The organism is Microbispora oryzae (assembly GCF_017896165.1).
Classification (GTDB): Bacteria; Actinomycetota; Actinomycetes; order Streptosporangiales; family Streptosporangiaceae; genus Microbispora; species Microbispora oryzae.
The window spans coordinates 235,397-250,160 of record NZ_JAFCNB010000006.1 but is presented as its reverse complement, the minus strand read 5'-3'; the positions used below and the strand labels follow the sequence as shown (position 1 = coordinate 250,160).

14 protein-coding genes are annotated in these 14,764 nt (G+C 70.5%); 9 read left to right on the top strand and 5 right to left on the bottom strand.

Annotated features, from left to right (window positions below; translation table 11 throughout):
• Positions 1-17: 17 nt before the first annotated feature.
• From JOL79_RS13970 to JOL79_RS13960, 3 genes are all read left to right on the top strand, one after another.
• Positions 18-797, top strand: a complete 780-nt coding sequence (locus JOL79_RS13970; RefSeq protein ID WP_210156201.1) for an SDR family NAD(P)-dependent oxidoreductase — start codon at positions 18-20, stop codon at positions 795-797.
• A gap of 31 nt (positions 798-828) precedes the next feature.
• Positions 829-1,593: a crotonase/enoyl-CoA hydratase family protein gene (locus JOL79_RS13965; RefSeq protein ID WP_210156352.1), complete on the top strand. Its 765-nt coding sequence runs from the start codon at positions 829-831 to the stop codon at positions 1,591-1,593.
• A 117-nt stretch (positions 1,594-1,710) separates the two neighbouring features.
• Positions 1,711-2,334 carry a rhomboid family intramembrane serine protease gene (locus JOL79_RS13960; RefSeq protein WP_210156200.1) on the top strand — a complete coding sequence of 208 codons (624 nt, stop codon included), beginning with the start codon at positions 1,711-1,713 and terminating at the stop codon, positions 2,332-2,334.
• Between the two features lie 10 nt (positions 2,335-2,344).
• Here JOL79_RS13960 and JOL79_RS13955 read toward each other — a convergent pair whose 3' ends face one another.
• Complete coding sequence (locus JOL79_RS13955) at positions 2,345-2,992, bottom strand: NAD(P)-dependent oxidoreductase (protein WP_210156199.1); 648 nt, start codon at positions 2,990-2,992, stop codon at positions 2,345-2,347.
• 87 nt (positions 2,993-3,079) lie between these two features.
• Here JOL79_RS13955 and JOL79_RS13950 point away from each other — a divergent pair, with 87 nt between their 5' ends.
• Positions 3,080-3,466 carry a winged helix-turn-helix transcriptional regulator gene (locus JOL79_RS13950; protein ID WP_307848518.1) on the top strand — a complete coding sequence of 129 codons (387 nt, stop codon included), beginning with the start codon at positions 3,080-3,082 and terminating at the stop codon, positions 3,464-3,466.
• A gap of 125 nt (positions 3,467-3,591) precedes the next feature.
• Here JOL79_RS13950 and serC read toward each other — a convergent pair whose 3' ends face one another.
• Entirely contained in the window at positions 3,592-4,704 is a 1,113-nt protein-coding gene (gene serC, locus JOL79_RS13945) for a phosphoserine transaminase (protein ID WP_210156197.1), read from the bottom strand.
• Positions 4,705-4,816: 112 nt separating this feature from the next.
• Here serC and JOL79_RS35415 point away from each other — a divergent pair, with 112 nt between their 5' ends.
• Positions 4,817-7,612, top strand: a complete 2,796-nt coding sequence (locus tag JOL79_RS35415) for an ABC transporter substrate-binding protein (protein ID WP_210156196.1) — start codon at positions 4,817-4,819, stop codon at positions 7,610-7,612.
• Here the strand turns inward: JOL79_RS35415 and JOL79_RS13935 are convergent.
• Complete coding sequence (locus tag JOL79_RS13935) at positions 7,543-8,649, bottom strand: citrate synthase 2 (RefSeq protein ID WP_210156195.1); 1,107 nt, start codon at positions 8,647-8,649, stop codon at positions 7,543-7,545. The genes JOL79_RS35415 and JOL79_RS13935 overlap by 70 nt on opposite strands.
• A 170-nt stretch (positions 8,650-8,819) precedes the next feature.
• Between JOL79_RS13935 and pdxH the strand changes: the two genes are divergently transcribed.
• Positions 8,820-9,464 (top strand): pyridoxamine 5'-phosphate oxidase, encoded by a 645-nt coding sequence (gene pdxH / locus JOL79_RS13930; protein ID WP_210156194.1) that lies wholly within the window; start codon positions 8,820-8,822, stop codon positions 9,462-9,464.
• A gap of 122 nt (positions 9,465-9,586) precedes the next feature.
• On the opposite strand, the gene JOL79_RS13925 is transcribed toward pdxH, so the two are convergent.
• On the bottom strand, positions 9,587-10,174 hold the full coding sequence (locus JOL79_RS13925) for a UdgX family uracil-DNA binding protein (protein WP_230984734.1): 588 nt from the start codon (positions 10,172-10,174) through the stop codon (positions 9,587-9,589).
• Between the two features lie 117 nt (positions 10,175-10,291).
• On the opposite strand from JOL79_RS13925, the gene JOL79_RS13920 reads away from it, so the two are divergent.
• From JOL79_RS13920 to JOL79_RS13910, 3 genes are all read left to right on the top strand, one after another.
• Entirely contained in the window at positions 10,292-10,996 is a 705-nt protein-coding gene (locus JOL79_RS13920) for an iron-dependent transcriptional repressor DtxR (protein ID WP_210156192.1), read from the top strand.
• A 119-nt stretch (positions 10,997-11,115) separates the two neighbouring features.
• On the top strand, positions 11,116-13,344 hold the full coding sequence (locus tag JOL79_RS13915) for an ATP-binding SpoIIE family protein phosphatase (protein WP_210156191.1): 2,229 nt from the start codon (positions 11,116-11,118) through the stop codon (positions 13,342-13,344).
• Positions 13,345-13,407: 63 nt separating this feature from the next.
• The gene (locus JOL79_RS13910) at positions 13,408-13,569 is read left to right on the top strand and encodes a hypothetical protein (protein WP_210156190.1); all 162 of its coding nucleotides are present in this window, start codon (positions 13,408-13,410) and stop codon (positions 13,567-13,569) included.
• A gap of 28 nt (positions 13,570-13,597) precedes the next feature.
• On the opposite strand, the gene JOL79_RS13905 is transcribed toward JOL79_RS13910, so the two are convergent.
• A complete protein-coding gene (locus JOL79_RS13905; RefSeq protein ID WP_210156189.1) occupies positions 13,598-14,743 on the bottom strand; it encodes an acyl-CoA dehydrogenase family protein in 1,146 nt (381 codons plus the stop codon).
• Positions 14,744-14,764: the final 21 nt, after the last annotated feature.

Here is a 14,764-nt window from a genome sequence, read left to right as displayed (position 1 = left end):
CGCGTTAGGGTCCGGCTATGGATCTGAACGGAGCAGCAGCAATCATCTCGGGCGGGGCCAGCGGCCTCGGTGAGGCGACGGCCAGGGAGCTGGCGCGGATCGGCGCCACCGTCGTCGTCGCCGACCTGAACGCCGAGCGCGGCAAGGCGCTCGCCGACGAGATCGGCGGCGTGTTCGCGCACACGGACGTGGCCGACGAGGGCTCGGTGCAGGCGGCCGTGGACGCCGCGGTCGCCACCGGAAAGCCGTTGCGCGCCGTGATCAGCAGCGCCGGCATCGGCTGGGCCGCCCGGACCGTGGGCCGCGACGGCTCGCCCCACGACCTCGCGTCGTACCGCAAGGTGATCGACGTCAACCTGATCGGCACGTTCAATCTCATGCGCATCGGCGCCGCCGCCATGGCGAAGACCGAGCCGGTGGACCAGGACGGCGCCCGCGGCGTGATCGTCAACACCGCGTCCGTGGCCGGTATCGAGGGGCAGATCGGCCAGGTGGCCTACTCCGCGTCCAAGGGCGGCATCATCGGCATGACCCTTCCCGCGGCCCGCGACCTGGCGGTCATCGGGGTGCGCGTACTCACCGTCGCGCCGGGGATCATCGACACCCCGATCTACGGCAAGATCGGCGACAAGGACGCCGACGCGTTCAAGGCCAAGCTGATCGAGCCGGTGGCGTTTCCCAAGCGTCTCGGCACGGCCGCGGAGTTCGCGCACCTCGTGCGCTCGCTCATCGAGAACGACTACATGAACGGCGAGGTCATCCGCTTCGACGGCGGCATCCGCTTCCTGCCCAAGTGATCACAAGGGAGATCAGGTGTCCGAGGCTGTGGTGACGGAAGACGTACTCGTTGAGGTGGACGGCGCGGTCGGCGTCGTCACCATCAACCGGCCGAAGTCCAGGAACGCGGTGAACGGCGCCGTGGCGCGCGGCATCGCCGCGGCGATGGACGACCTCGACGGACGCCGGGACGTGGCCGTGATCGTGCTGACCGGCGCGGGCGGCACGTTCTCGGCCGGCATGGACCTGAAGGGCTTCCTCGCGGGCGACCTGCCCGTGATCGAGGGCCGGGGGTTCGGCGGCCTCGTCGAGGCGCCGCCCCGCAAGCCGCTGATCGCGGCGGTCGAGGGCTACGCCCTGGCCGGAGGCTTCGAGCTGGTCCTGTCGTGTGACATCGTCGTGGCCTCCGAGGAGGCGAAGTTCGGCCTGCCCGAGCCCAGACGCGGGCTGGTGGCCGGCGCCGGGGGAGTCATGCGGGTGCCGCGGCGGATCCCCTATCACGTGGCGATGGAGATCGCGCTGACCGGCGACCACTATCCGGCGTCGCGGCTCCACGAGCTGGGCCTGGTCAACCGGGTCACCCCGGCGGGCGGCGCGCTCGGCGGGGCGCTGGAACTGGCCCGCGTGATCGCGGCGAACGCGCCGCTGGCCCTGGCGGCCACCAAGCGCATCGTCGTCGAGTCGGCCGACTGGCGGCGCGACGAGATGTTCGGGAAGCAGGCCGAGATCGTGAACCCGATCTTCGCCTCGAAGGACGCCATGGAGGGCGCCGCGGCCTTCGCCGAGAAGCGCGCGCCCAACTGGAAGGGCGAGTGACCCCACCCCCCGCCTTCGCTCCGGGGCGGGAGGAGATCCACCCTTCCACACCGCGCGTACGGGCGGGCGTTCTGGGCAGTTCGCTCGATCGTGAGCGACACTGCGTACGGTGAAGTCATGAGTGATTCCGCGACCGGGACGCCCCCGCCCGGCCGGTCGGCCAGAGATCGTACGGCGAAGCTGCTGAGCGGTGCTCTGGGCAGCGCGATACTGATGATCCTACTGGTGGCGGCGATGTGGGCGGTCGAGATCGTCGACTACGTCGAGAACGGCAGGCTCGACAGATTCGGGATCGTCGCGCATGATCCGGACGGCCTGCCCGGCATCGTCTTCGCCCCGTTCCTGCACGCGGGCTTCGCCCACCTGATGGCGAACTCGGTGCCGCTGCTGATCCTCGGTTTTCTCGCGGCGATCCGGGGAATCGGCCGGTTCCTGGGCGCGAGCCTTGTGATCATCCTGATCAGCGGGCTTGGGGTCTGGTTCACCAGCCCGCCGGGCACCCTGACAATCGGCGCGAGCGGCCTCGTCTTCGGATATTTCGGTTATGTCGTCGCCCGTGGTCTGTTCGACCGCCGGGCGCTCGACATCGTCCTCGGCGTCCTGGTCGCCGCGCTCTACTACTCGATCCTGTGGGGGGCCCTGCCGACGCAGCCGGGTGTCTCCTGGCAGGGCCACCTGTTCGGTCTCATCGGCGGGATCGTGGCCGCCTGGCTGTTGCGCCGGCGCCGCGCCGCCTACTGAGCCGCCGGAGCTAGTGGCCGAGGTTGACCTGTGCCCTGTGGTGGTCGCCTTTCTCGATCAGGTCGACGAACCCGAGGGCGTAGTCCGCGGCGGAGATCGCGCCGCCGTCCTCGGGCTGGACCGCGATGTCGTCGCCGAGCCGATAACGGCCGAGTCGTTCGCCGGGCATATGTGCGCCGAACCTGAGCGCGGGGCTCACAAAGACCCAGTCGAGCGTCGCGGGCGTGGCCGGGAGGTCTTCGATGACGAGCGCGGCCCCGGCGCGGATCTCGTCGTGGAGCTCCGCGGGGACGTGGCTGAGGTCGGCGACGAAGCGATCCGCCCCGCGCGCGGGACGCAGTGACGAGTAACCGCCGACGACGTACAGGGGTACGCCTGCGGCATCGGCCAGACGAGCGATCGTGCCGTAGACGTCGCGGAAGGCGCCGGCCAGCGGGCCGCGTGGGGCGAGCGCGCCCACTACGACGTCCGCGCCCTCAATGGGTGCCGAGAGCGTTGCTGCGTCGGTGGCGTCACCTTGGACATAGGTCACGTTCGGGATCGGCGCGTCGGGGAGCGAGCGGCTCAGCGCGGTGACCTGGTGGCCGCGAGCGGCGGCCTCCGCGACGATGGCCGAACCGGCATACCCGGTGCCGCCGATGACGGTGATGCGAGACACGAGGTGCCTTTCTCCAGGGCGGGTGGCGTCGGACGACGCTCGCGCTTACTGTATGAACGCAGCTCTCCAATGGGAAGAAGGCACCTTGTGGTAACCACCCAGGCTGAGTCGGTGCTCCGCGGCAGCCCCTACCGCGCGGACTGCCCGACCCGCCACATCCTGGATCGCATAGGCGACCGTTGGACGGTGCTCATCGTGGGCGCCCTCTGGGACGGCGACGTCCGCTTCTCAGAGTTGCGCCGACGCATCGAAGGCGTCTCGCAGAAGATGCTCACCCAGACTCTCCGCGCGCTCGAACGCGACGGGATCGTGCGACGCACCGTCTACCCCGACGTTCCGGTCCGCGTGGAGTACGCGCTCACCGAGGCGGGCCGGACCCTGCGCGAGCCGCTGCACGCGCTGGAGGAATGGGCGATCGCGCACCTCGGCGACGTGTCAGCGTCGCAGGAGGCCTACGACCGCGCGGATCGGTGAGCGGGTGGGCGGAGGCGAACAACGGATCGCCTGCACGCCCACCAACTCCTCCTGGCCGAATCGCATTCAGGCCCACGCGGCCTGACGCGGCACCAGAACCGCAGGACCGCTAGAGCCCCGGACCGTTAGAGGCGCTCCACCACGTAGTCGACGCACGCGGTCAGGGCCTCGATGTCGGCCGGGTCGACGGCCGGGAACATCGCGATCCTGAGCTGGTTGCGGCCGAGCTTGCGGTAGGGCTCGGTGTCCACGATGCCGTTGGCCCGCAGGACCTTCGCGACCGCCGCGGCGTCGACGGAGTCGGCGAAGTCGATCGTCCCGACGACGTTGGAGCGCTGCGCCGGGTCCGCCACGAACGGCGTGGTGTACGAGGTCTTCTCGGCCCAGGTGTAGAGCCGGGAGGCCGAGTCGGCCGAACGGGCCGTCGTCCAGGCGAGGCCGCCGTTGCCGTTCATCCAGTCGAGCTGGTCGGCCAGCAGGAACAGCGTGGCCACGGCGGGCGTGTTGTAGGTCTGGTCCTTCTTCGAGTTGTCGATCGCCGTGGGCAGGCTGAAGAACTCGGGCACGAACCGCCCGCTGCCGGCGATCTCGTCGACCCGCGCCAGGGCCTTCGGCGAGAACAGGCCGATCCACAGGCCGCCGTCGGAGGCGAAGCTCTTCTGCGGGGCGAAGTAGTAGACGTCGAACTCCTCGGCCGACACGGGCAGGCCGCCCGCGCCGCTGGTGGCGTCGACCAGCACGAGCGAGTCGTCGCCGCCGACGCGCTTGATCGGCATCGCGACGCCCGTCGAGGTCTCGTTGTGGGTGAGGCCGTAGACGTCGACCCCGTCCTCGGCGACGGCCTGCGGGTGGCTGCCGGCCTCCGACTTGATCACGGTCGGCTCGGCCAGCCACGGCGCCTTGGCCGCGACCGCCGCGAACTTCGAGGAGAACTCGCCGAAGTGCAGGTGCTGGGACTTGTTCCTGATCAGGCCGAAGGCGGCGATGTCCCAGAACGCCGTCGTGCCGCCGTTGCCCAGCACGACCTCGTACCCCTCGGGCAGGGAGAACAGGTCGGTGAGGCCCGCCCGCACCCGGGCGACCAGGTTCTTCACGGGCTTCTGGCGGTGGGACGTGCCCATCACGCTCGCCCCGGCCTCGGCGAGAGCGGCCAGCTGCTCGGGGCGTACCTTCGAGGGCCCGCAGCCGAAGCGGCCGTCGGCGGGCTTGATGTCAGCGGGAATCACGATGTCAGCCACGGGTTCAAGCGTAGTGAGGGCTGCGGATGCTCTAGACCATGGTCCGGATTCTGAGACATCATGGTCCCGATTTTAAGATCACGCCTCCACCCCCCTTGGGAGGACCGTCCGCGTGGCCGATGTGCACGGCGTCATCGAGAAGCTCGTCCGCAGGCCGTTCTTCTGGCTGCCGGACCAACCGCTCCCCCTCGTGTTCGTCGTCGAGCGGGACGGGGACGCGTTCGAGGCCGCGCGCCGGCTCGCCGCGCCGTTCGAGGAGTTTCTCCCGCACGCGGCGGTCCCCGCCGGTGAGTACGGTACGCTGCGCGACCTCGTGGCGGCGCTCGCGGGGGAGCAGGGGCAGCTCGGCAAGCCGATCGGCGGCTCGTTCCTGCCGCCGCCCCGCTTCCCGCTCGTGCAGTTCGTCCTGTGGGCCCGGCGCCAGCGCGACGAGCCGCCGGACGGGGACCGTGCCGGTCTCCCCGGGAGGCACTGGCCGCCCGATCCCCAGTCGCGTACCGGTCAGGAGGAGTTCAAGGACCGGCTCAAGGTCTGGCGCAGGGGCAGGTACGGCGGCGACCGGGGCCGCAGGACGGCGGCGGACTTCCTCGGACGCGCGGCCACCACGTGGGTGCCGGTGGGCACGCTGGCCGCCTGGTGGCTGGGCGGCTCGTCGGACCTGATCGGCCTGATCCCGTGGGCGCTCGGCGTGATCGTCGCCATGGCCGGCACGGTCGTCCAGGCCATGCTGTCGATCAGGGGCTCCTTCTTCAACGGCTGGTTCAGGCGGCAGCCGTACCTGGCGAGGAAGCCGTTCGAGCGCCTGCCGAAGTACGCGCTGCGCCTGGCCGACGCGAGCGAGGCGGACGTCGAGCGGCTGCTCGTCCACGCCATGTGCCAGGACCTCCACCAGGCGTACCAGAAGTGGATCATCCCGTGGCCGAGCTGGGGCCGGGGCCTGTACGGCCTGCTGGTGCTCGACGCCACCCGGCCCGGCGGCGTCAACGAGCGGTTCCTGCGGATCTTGGAGGAGACCACCGAGGAGACCGGGCTCCTGCCGCCGATGGTGGTGCTCGCGGCCGTACCCGAGTCGATCGCGCCGGACCAGCGGCCGGTCACGGCGGGCCGGCTGGCCGAGCTGGGGGCGCTGACCGAGGCCTGGCGCGAGGCGGCTCGGCGGCGCGTGCCCCCGCTGCGGCTGCTGGTCACCGCCTCCGGCCGGCCACCGGACGACGACCACCGGCCGCGGCTGCTCCCGAGCCGCCTGCGGGCCATCGGCTACTGGTGTGTGGTGGCGCTGCTCGTCATCGGCCCGGTCATGTGGCTCGCCCGCAACCAGCAGGACCGCAACGCGCACTGTGGCGGGCTGCCCTGGGTCGACCGCGTCGCGGGGGAGTGCGTCGGCGTCGTCAACGCCACGGGCCCCGCGCCGCGGGACCTGTTCGGCGGCCGGATCACGGACCTGATCGCGAGAATCGACCGCAACAACGCCGTCGCCAGGGACTCCGGGGCCTACGTCAGCGTGGTCTTGTTCGGCGAGTACTCGATCAGGAACCCGCTGCCCGACGACAGCCGGCTCGCCGGAGCGCTCGCGGAGCTCACCGCCGTGGAGGAGTACCAGCGCTCGGTCACCAGCACCCCCCGCCTCCAGGTCCTGGTGGCCAACGGGGGAGACGACTTCGGCCAGGGCCGTCGTACGGCGGAGCTGATCAGAGCCCTGGCGGAGGAGGATCCGCACACCCTCGGCGTCATCGGCTTCCCGCGCAGCGTCAAGGGCGTCGAGCAGGCGATCGCCACGCTGCACGCGGCGAAGATGCCCATGCTGGCGACCACCGCGACCGCCGATCGCCTGGGATACGTCAGGGACGACGACGCCGACCAGGGCGAGGGCGACGGTCAGGGCGGCGGAGGGGGTAACGGCGGCGCGGCCGACTCGACGCCCGGACGGCCGTCGCCCTACTACTTCCGCATGGCGCCGACGAACTACCGGCAGGCCGTGCTCGCCGCCAGGTACGCCCGCCGCACGCTGCTGTCCGGGGTGGACGCGCCCACCGCCGTGATCGTCCAGGACCGGTCGTCCGGCGACAGCTACACCAACAACCTCGCGGACGACTACGCGAAGGCGGTCGCCGGGGAGGGCATCGAGGTCAGCGAGAGCGTCTACTACACCGTGGACAGGGGCGGGATCGCCGAGGCGGCGTCCCGGGCCTGCGCGCGCCGCCCCGATGTGATCCTCTACGCGGGGCGCGCACCCGAGTTCCTCGGCTTCCTCAACGCCGTGGAGGGCAACGACTGCGGCCCCGGCACGGTCAAGGTGCTGGCGGGCGACGACGTCATCAAGGTGGTCGCCGACCACGGCCGCCAGATCGGCGACCTCAAGCGCGTCCAGGTCTACTACGCGGCGCTGGCCGGACGGGAGCTGTGGCGGGGCGGCGCGGCCGCGCCGACGGGGTTCGTCCAGAACCTGATCAACGGCAGCCACGCGAACGACTCGGAGGACAACCTCATCCTCAGCTACGACGCCGTGGGCCTCTTCTACGACGCGGCCAACACGGCCTACCAGGGCGGGCTGCCGAGCCGGGGAGACATCCTCTACCAGCTCGCGCTGACCTCGGGACAGTCGGCCTGGAACGGGTCGAGCGGGGTGGTCGACTTCGGCGACGAGGCGCACGACCCCGTCGACAAGGCCATCGCGATCATGGAGGTGGGCGGGTCGGGCTGGGGGAACTCGAAGGTCGCGGCCCGCTGCGGGCGCCTCAGGATCGACGAACCGCCCCTCCGCCGCGGGATCTGCGCGGGCCTGCCCGACGCCGAAGGCCCGCGGCTGCCTCGGAAAAGCCGCGGGCCCTCAGCGGCGACTCAGACCTTGCCGACGACCTCGGCGGCGCCGGGCACGTCGTCGATGGAGCGCTGGGCGGGGCCCACGTAGGTCGCGCTGGGGCGGACCAGCCTGCCCGTGCGCTTCTGCTCCAGGATGTGCGCGGCCCAGCCCGCGGTACGGGCGCAGGTGAACATGGAGGTGAACATGTGCGAGGGGACCTCGGCGAAGTCGAGGATGACCGCGGCCCAGTACTCCACGTTGGTGGCCAGCACGCGGTCCGGCTTGCGAGCGTGCAGCTCCTCCAGGGCGGCCGTCTCCAGTGCGGCGGCGACCTCGTAGCGCGGGGCGTTCAGCTCCCGGGCCGTACGGCGCAGCACGCGGGCACGGGGGTCCTCCGCCCGGTAGACGCGGTGGCCGAAGCCCATGAGCCGCTGGCCCTTGTCCAGCTCGCTCTGGACGTACTTGCGGGCGTCGCCGAGCTGCTCGACGCCTTCGATCATGTGCAGCACGCGGGCGGGGGCGCCGCCGTGCAGCGGACCGGACATCGCGCCGACGGCGCCGGACAGGGCCGCGGCCACGTCGGCTCCGGTGGAGGCGATCACCCGGGCGGTGAACGTGGACGCGTTCATCCCGTGCTCGGCCGCGGAGGTCCAGTACGCGTCGATCGCCTTGACGTGGCGGGGGTCAGGCTCGCCGCGCCAGCGGACCATGAAGCGCTCGACGATGCTCTCCGCCTCGTCGACCCGCCTCTGCGGGACCATCGGCAGGCCGAGGCCGCGGGCCGACTGCGCGACGAACGACAGAGCCGTCACCGAGGCGCGGGCGAGGTCGTCGCGCGCCTGGTCGTCGTCGATGTCGAGCAGCGGCCGGAAGCCGTAGGCCGGCGCCAGCATGGCCAGCGCACTCTGCACGTCTACTCGGATGTCGCCGGAATGGACAGGAACGGGGTACGGCTCCGCCGGCGGCAGCCCCGGCTGGAACTTGTTGTCGACGAGCAGGCCCCAGACGTGTCCATAGGAAACACGGCCAACGAGCTCTTCGATGTCGACGCCCCTATACCGTAGGGCGCCCCCTTCTTTGTCCGGTTCCGCGATCTCGGTCTCGAATGCGACCACGCCTTCGAGCCCGGGTTTGAAGTCGGACATTCTCGGCCGCCTCCCTCTCTTGTGAAGCCCAGAGCCTTGATGTCGAGATACCGGCGGGTCAATTTAACCCTCAGGGGCGCAGTGCCGCGCCCCCGGCCCACCCTCACGCCGTCGCCCCTGGTAGGGGGCCCTGCGTGCGACATCCACCGAGCGCGCAAGAATACCGTTCCGTGGACAGCGCCTCGCAACTTCCCGGGCTCCGGCACAGCTACGAGGGGGAGCCCCTGCTCGAATCCACCATGGCGGACGATCCGGTCGCGCAATTCGCGATCTGGTTCGCCGACGCCGTCGCGGCCGGGCTGCCCGAGCCGAACGCGATGATCGTGGCCACCAGCTCCTCCGGGGGCCGCCCCTCGGCCCGCACCGTCCTCCTCAAGGGGTTCGACGAGCGCGGCTTCGTCTTCTACACCAACTACGAGTCCCGCAAGGGCCGCGATCTCGCCGAGAACCCGCGCGCCTGCCTGCTCTTCCCATGGCACCCGATCCGGCGCCAGGTGCGGGTGGAGGGCCGGGTCGTCCGGGTCGCCCGCGAGGACACCGAGGCCTACTTCAGGTCCCGCCCGTACGGCTCCCGCATCGGGGCCTGGGCCTCCCGCCAGTCGGCGGTGGTGGCGTCCAGGGAGGAGCTCGACGCCCGATACGAGGAGCTCGCCCGCAGATGGCCCGACGATCCACCGGTCCCCGACTTCTGGGGCGGCTTCCGGGTGATGCCGTCCGAGGTGGAGTTCTGGCAGGGCCGTACGGACCGGATGCACGATCGGTTGCGCTACCGGCTGAACGGGCGATCCTGGACGCGGGAACGGCTCGCGCCCTGAGCCCGCCGCCCGCCTGACAGTCACCAGCCCGACAGCCGCCGGCCCACCAGAGGGCCCGCCAAAGAGCTCGCCCGGGGGCCCGCCCATGTGCCCGCCCGGGAGCCGGTTCCGCCAGGCCCGGTTCAGGAGACGCCCGCCCGCCGCAGCCTCGCCGCCACCTTGATGTCGGCGAGGAAGCCGTCGTAGGCCGCGTCCTGCTCCGGCGCGCGCAGGATCGCCGACGGGTGGATGGTCGCGACGTAGTACGCGCCGTCCCTGCGGGGGATCGGCTCGCCCCGGTGCCGGGTGACCCGGAACGCGGGACCGAGCAGCGCCCGGGCCGCGGTCGCGCCGAGCACCACCGTCACGGCGGGATCGACCAGCCGCATCTCGGCCTCCAGCCAGGGCCGGCAGGCGGCGATCTCGCCCGCGGTGGGTTTCTGGTGGATCCGGCGCTTGCCGCGCGGCTCGAACTTGAAGTGTTTGACCGCGTTCGTCACGTAGATCTTGTCGCGGTCGATGCCGGCGTCCTCCAGGGCGCGGTCGAGCATCCGGCCGGCTGGACCGACGAACGGCTCGCCCCTCCGGTCCTCCTGATCGCCCGGCTGCTCGCCCACGAACACGAACTCGGCGTCCGGGACGCCGTCGCCGAACACGGTCTGGGTCGCGTCGCGATGAAGATCACAGCCTTCGCAGCCGCGGGCGGCCTCTCGGAGCGCGGCAAGGGACATTTCGGACGGAAGGAATCGCTCAGCTCCGATGTTTCCCATCCTAGGTCGCTTCCCCAATAAGGTCGGCTGGGAACGCGGGGGAGGTCGTAGCATCGATTTACAAGGACTGGAGGAGCCTTGACCGCACACGGCCTGATCGACACCACGGAGATGTACCTCCGCACCATCTTCGAGCTCGAAGAGGAGGGCATCGTGCCGCTCCGCGCGCGTATCGCGGAACGGCTGCAGCAGAGCGGGCCGACGGTGAGCCAGACGGTCGCGCGGATGGAGCGGGACGGCCTGGTCACGGTCGAGGGCGACCGCCATCTCAGCATGACCGACCTGGGCCGTGCCCTCGCCATCAGGGTGATGCGCAAGCATCGCCTGGCGGAGTGCCTGCTGACCCAGGTCATCGGCATGCCGTGGGAGGAGGTCCACATCGAGGCGTGCCGCTGGGAGCACGTGATGTCGGAGTCGGTGGAGTCGCGCCTCATGAGTTTGCTCGACAACCCACAGGTCTGCCCGCACGGCAACCCGATCCCCGGCCTCGACGAACTTGGCGTGCCCCAGTCCGGTCTGGGTGGGGATGAGTTGGTAGCTCCCATGGCGGCCCTCGCCAGCGCGGGCGGAACCCCCGTTGTGGTGCGGCGAATCAGCGAACAAGTGCAAAGCGACCCCGCCGTGATGCTTAAACTCAAGCAAGTTGGGATACAACCCGGACGCGAGGTGACGCTCGCGGCGAGCGACGACGGTGTGCGGGTGACAGGTGATGGTGAGGCGGGCAGTGCGGCCGTGGACCTTCCACGCGACGTGGCTGTTCACGTTTTTGTCACCAAACGATGACGGAACGAGTTGTGCCTGGTTGAATCCCATAGGGAGTCTCTCATTTCTCGCGACCCAGCCCTTGCAGGAGCGCCCGTGCCCGGCATAGCGAAAGCACCCTTCGGTGGGGTGGTCGTGGGATGAAACGCTGGGGAGACCTGTCCCAGGACGCCGACGACCACCTCACCGCCGGTTCCGTGCTCGACCACGCCGAGATGGCGGTGGTGGTGACCGACCGGTTCAGCAACGTCCTCTACTGGAACCCCTTCGCCGAGCGGCTGTTCGGCAGGGAGGGCGGCCCCTCCGGCAAGGAGTCGCTCATGTCCCTGGGGATCATGGAGGAGGACCACCCGCTCGCCGTCGATCTGGCCAAGAACGTGCTGCGCGGCGGGGTGTGGGAGGGCACGTTCGACGTCGTGCGCGGCGACGGCACGATGGTCTACGTGCGCGCCCAGGCGGTGCCGCTGCGGCACACCTCGGGAGCGGTCACCGGCATCGTCATCACCGCCAGGGAGGCGATGCGCAGCAACGAGCGGGAGAAGGACCGCTTCGGCCTGCTCGAACGCGTCGGCGACCGGCTCGCCGGCTCGCTCTACGTCGAGGAGACCCTCAACCGGGTCGCCGAGATGCTGGTCCCCCAGTTCGCCGATCACTGCTTCATCGAGCTCGTCGAGGGCGACCGGCTGATCCGCAAGGTCTCCACCCACGTGCACGGCTGGACGCCGCCGCCGGATTCCTGGAAACCCGTCGGCGGCGAGATCAGATACCCCATCGGCCACTACGCCGACACCGCCCTGCGCCGCCAGGAGACGATCCTGGTCGAGGACTTCTCCCAGGTCAGCTACCCGTCGACCAGCGAGGGGGCGGCCCGCGTCTGCGGTGAGATCGGGATGACCTCCGCCATCGTCGCGCCCCTGAGCGTGCGCGGCGAGACGCTGGGCCTGATGTACCTCGCCATCTCCAACCTCAGCGACCGGCGGTCGCCCCACTACGACACCTTCGACCGCGACTTCGTCGGCGCCATCGCCACCCGGGTCGCGCTCGCGGTGGACAACGCGCTGCTCTTCGAGGAGGAGCGGCACACCGCCGAGTCGTTCCAGAAGCACCTGCTCCCGCGCGACCTTCCGAAGCTCGACGGGCTCGACATCGCGGTCCGCTACTACCCGGCCGCGCCGCTCGCCTCCCACGGGCAGGGCATCCAGACGCAGGTCGGCGGCGACTGGTACGACGTCATCCCGCTGTCGGCCGGCCGCGTCGGCATCGTCATCGGCGACGTCGAGGGCCGCGGAGCCAAGGCCGCGGCCGTCATGGGCCAGCTCAGGGCGGCGCTGCGGGCGTTCGCCCAGGACGACAAGCCGCCCGCCGACATCCTCGCCAAGCTCGACGAGTGGACCCGGGTGGTCGCCGCCCCGGAGCGTGACGACTTCGGCGCCGACGTGACCAACCCGCCGATCGTCACCTGCCAGTACATGGTGTACGACGCATGGTCGCGGCAGCTGTCCTTCGCCAACGCCGGGCACGCTCCACCGCTGCTGATCGTGGACGGCACCGTCACCGAACTGGACATCACCGAGGTCGGCCAGCCGCTGGGCGTGCGGGCCAAGGGTGTGCACGCCGACCTGGTCTACAAGGAGGAGACGCGCACCCTGCCCGCGGGCGCGACGCTGCTGCTCTACACCGACGGCCTGGTCGACCGGCGGCCCCCGCGCGACCTGGAGGGGCCGCCGCCGAGCGAGGACGAGACCATGCGCATCCTGCGCGAGAAGCTCGGCAAGGTCTCGGACGAGCCAGTCGAGCGCATCGCCGACATGGCGACCATCGCCATTCCCGGCGAGATCGACGACGACATGGCGATCCTGGTGGTCCGGTCGGCCGGAGCCGAGCTGGAGATCGAGGAGTGCACCTTCCCCGCGCAGCCGATCATGGTGAGCGAGGCGCGGCGCATGGCGTCGGAGGCGTTCGCCCAGTGGCAGATGCCGGAGGAACGGGCCGAGCTCGCGTGCCTCCTCGTCTCCGAGGTCGTGACAAACGTGGTGCTGCACGCCGCGAGCGCCAACATGCCCCGGCGCGAGCTGGTCCTCGACGGGCCGCCGCTGCCGTTCGACGACTCCTGGGACGTGCCCGGGTTCGAAGACGAGATCGCCGGCGGCGACAAGGAGTTCACCCTGCGACTGCGCCGGGGTGGCGAGTCGATCTGGGTCGAGGTCTTCGACCAGGACCTGCGGCTGCCCCGCATCCGCAGCGCGGGGGAGAACGACGAGGGTGGTCGTGGCCTCTACCTCGTCGACCAGCTGGCCAAGCGCTGGGGCTCCCGGCCGACCCGTGAGGGCAAGGCCGTCTGGTTCGAGATCCCCATCGGCGGCCGCTGATCGCCGACGCCCGTGTCCGCGGTCGGCGCACACGGGCGGCGATCGGGGCGCATACTGATCAGCATGGACCCCGGACTCATCCTTCTGATCTTCCTGGCGTTCCTGTTCGCCTGGCTGCTGAACCGGGTCCGCAGGTTCTTCCGGCTGGGCACGGTGGGCTACGCGGGTGTGGTGATCGTGTTCGTGCTGGTCATGCTGGCGATCTGGGGCCAGCAGTACCGGTAGCGCCGCGGCGCCGTCGGAACTCGAGCCCTCAGAACTCGAACGACCGGCCGATGATCTCCTTCATGATCTCGGTGGTGCCGCCGTAGATGGTCTGGACGCGGCTGTCCAGCCATGCCTTGGCGACCGGATACTCCAGCATGTAGCCGTAGCCGCCGTGCAGTTGGAGGCACCGGTCGACGACCTTGTTCTGCAGCTCGGTCGTCCACCACTTCGCCTTGGCGGCGTCCACGGCGGTCAGTTCCTTCGCGTTGAGCGCGCGGACGCACTTGTCCACGTAATGGCGGGCGATCTCAACCTCGGTGGCCAGCTCGGCCAGCAGGAACCGGGTGTGCTGGAACTTCCCGATGCTCCGGCCGAAGGCCGTCCGGTTCCGGCAGTACTCGATGGTCGACTCCAGCACCGTCTCGGCCGCCGCGACCGCGGCCACCGCGATCGACAGCCGTTCCTGCGGCAGGTTGACCATGAGCTGGACGAAGCCCTGGCCGTCCGCGTCGCCCAGGCGGTTGGCCACGGGCACCCGTACGTCGTCGAAGAAAAGTTCGGCGGTGTCCTGTGCGTGCATGCCGACCTTCTCCAGGTTGCGACCCCGGGTGAAGCCCTCCATGCCACGCTCGACCACCAGCAGCGTCGTGCCCTTCGCGCCCGCCTCCGGGTCGGTCTTCGCCACCACGACGACGAGGTCGGAGTTGATGCCGTTCGTTATGAACGTCTTCTGGCCGTTGACGACGTAGTGGTCGCCCTCGCGCCGCGCGGTGGTCCGCACCCCCTGCAGGTCGCTGCCGGCGCCGGGCTCCGTCATCGCGATCGCGGTGATCAGCTCGCCGGCCGCGAAGCCGGGCAGCCAGCGCCGCTTCTGCTCGTCGTTGGTCATGTCCACCAGGTAGGGGGCCATGATGTCGTTGTGCAGGCCGAACCCGAGGCCGCTCGCGCCCGCCCGGATGATCTCCTCGACGACCACGGTGTTGTATCGGAAGTCGGAGATGCCCGAGCCGCCGTACTCCTCGGGGATGGAGAAGCCGAACATGCCGAGCTCTCCGGCCTTCTTCCACACCTCCCGGGGGACGATGCCGTCCTTCTCCCACTGGTCGTGGTGCGGGACGACCTCGCGGCTCATGAACTCGCGCACCGTCTCGCGGAAGAGGTCGTGCTCCTCGTCGAAGAGGTCTCGCCGCATCTGCTCCGCCCTCCGGGATGG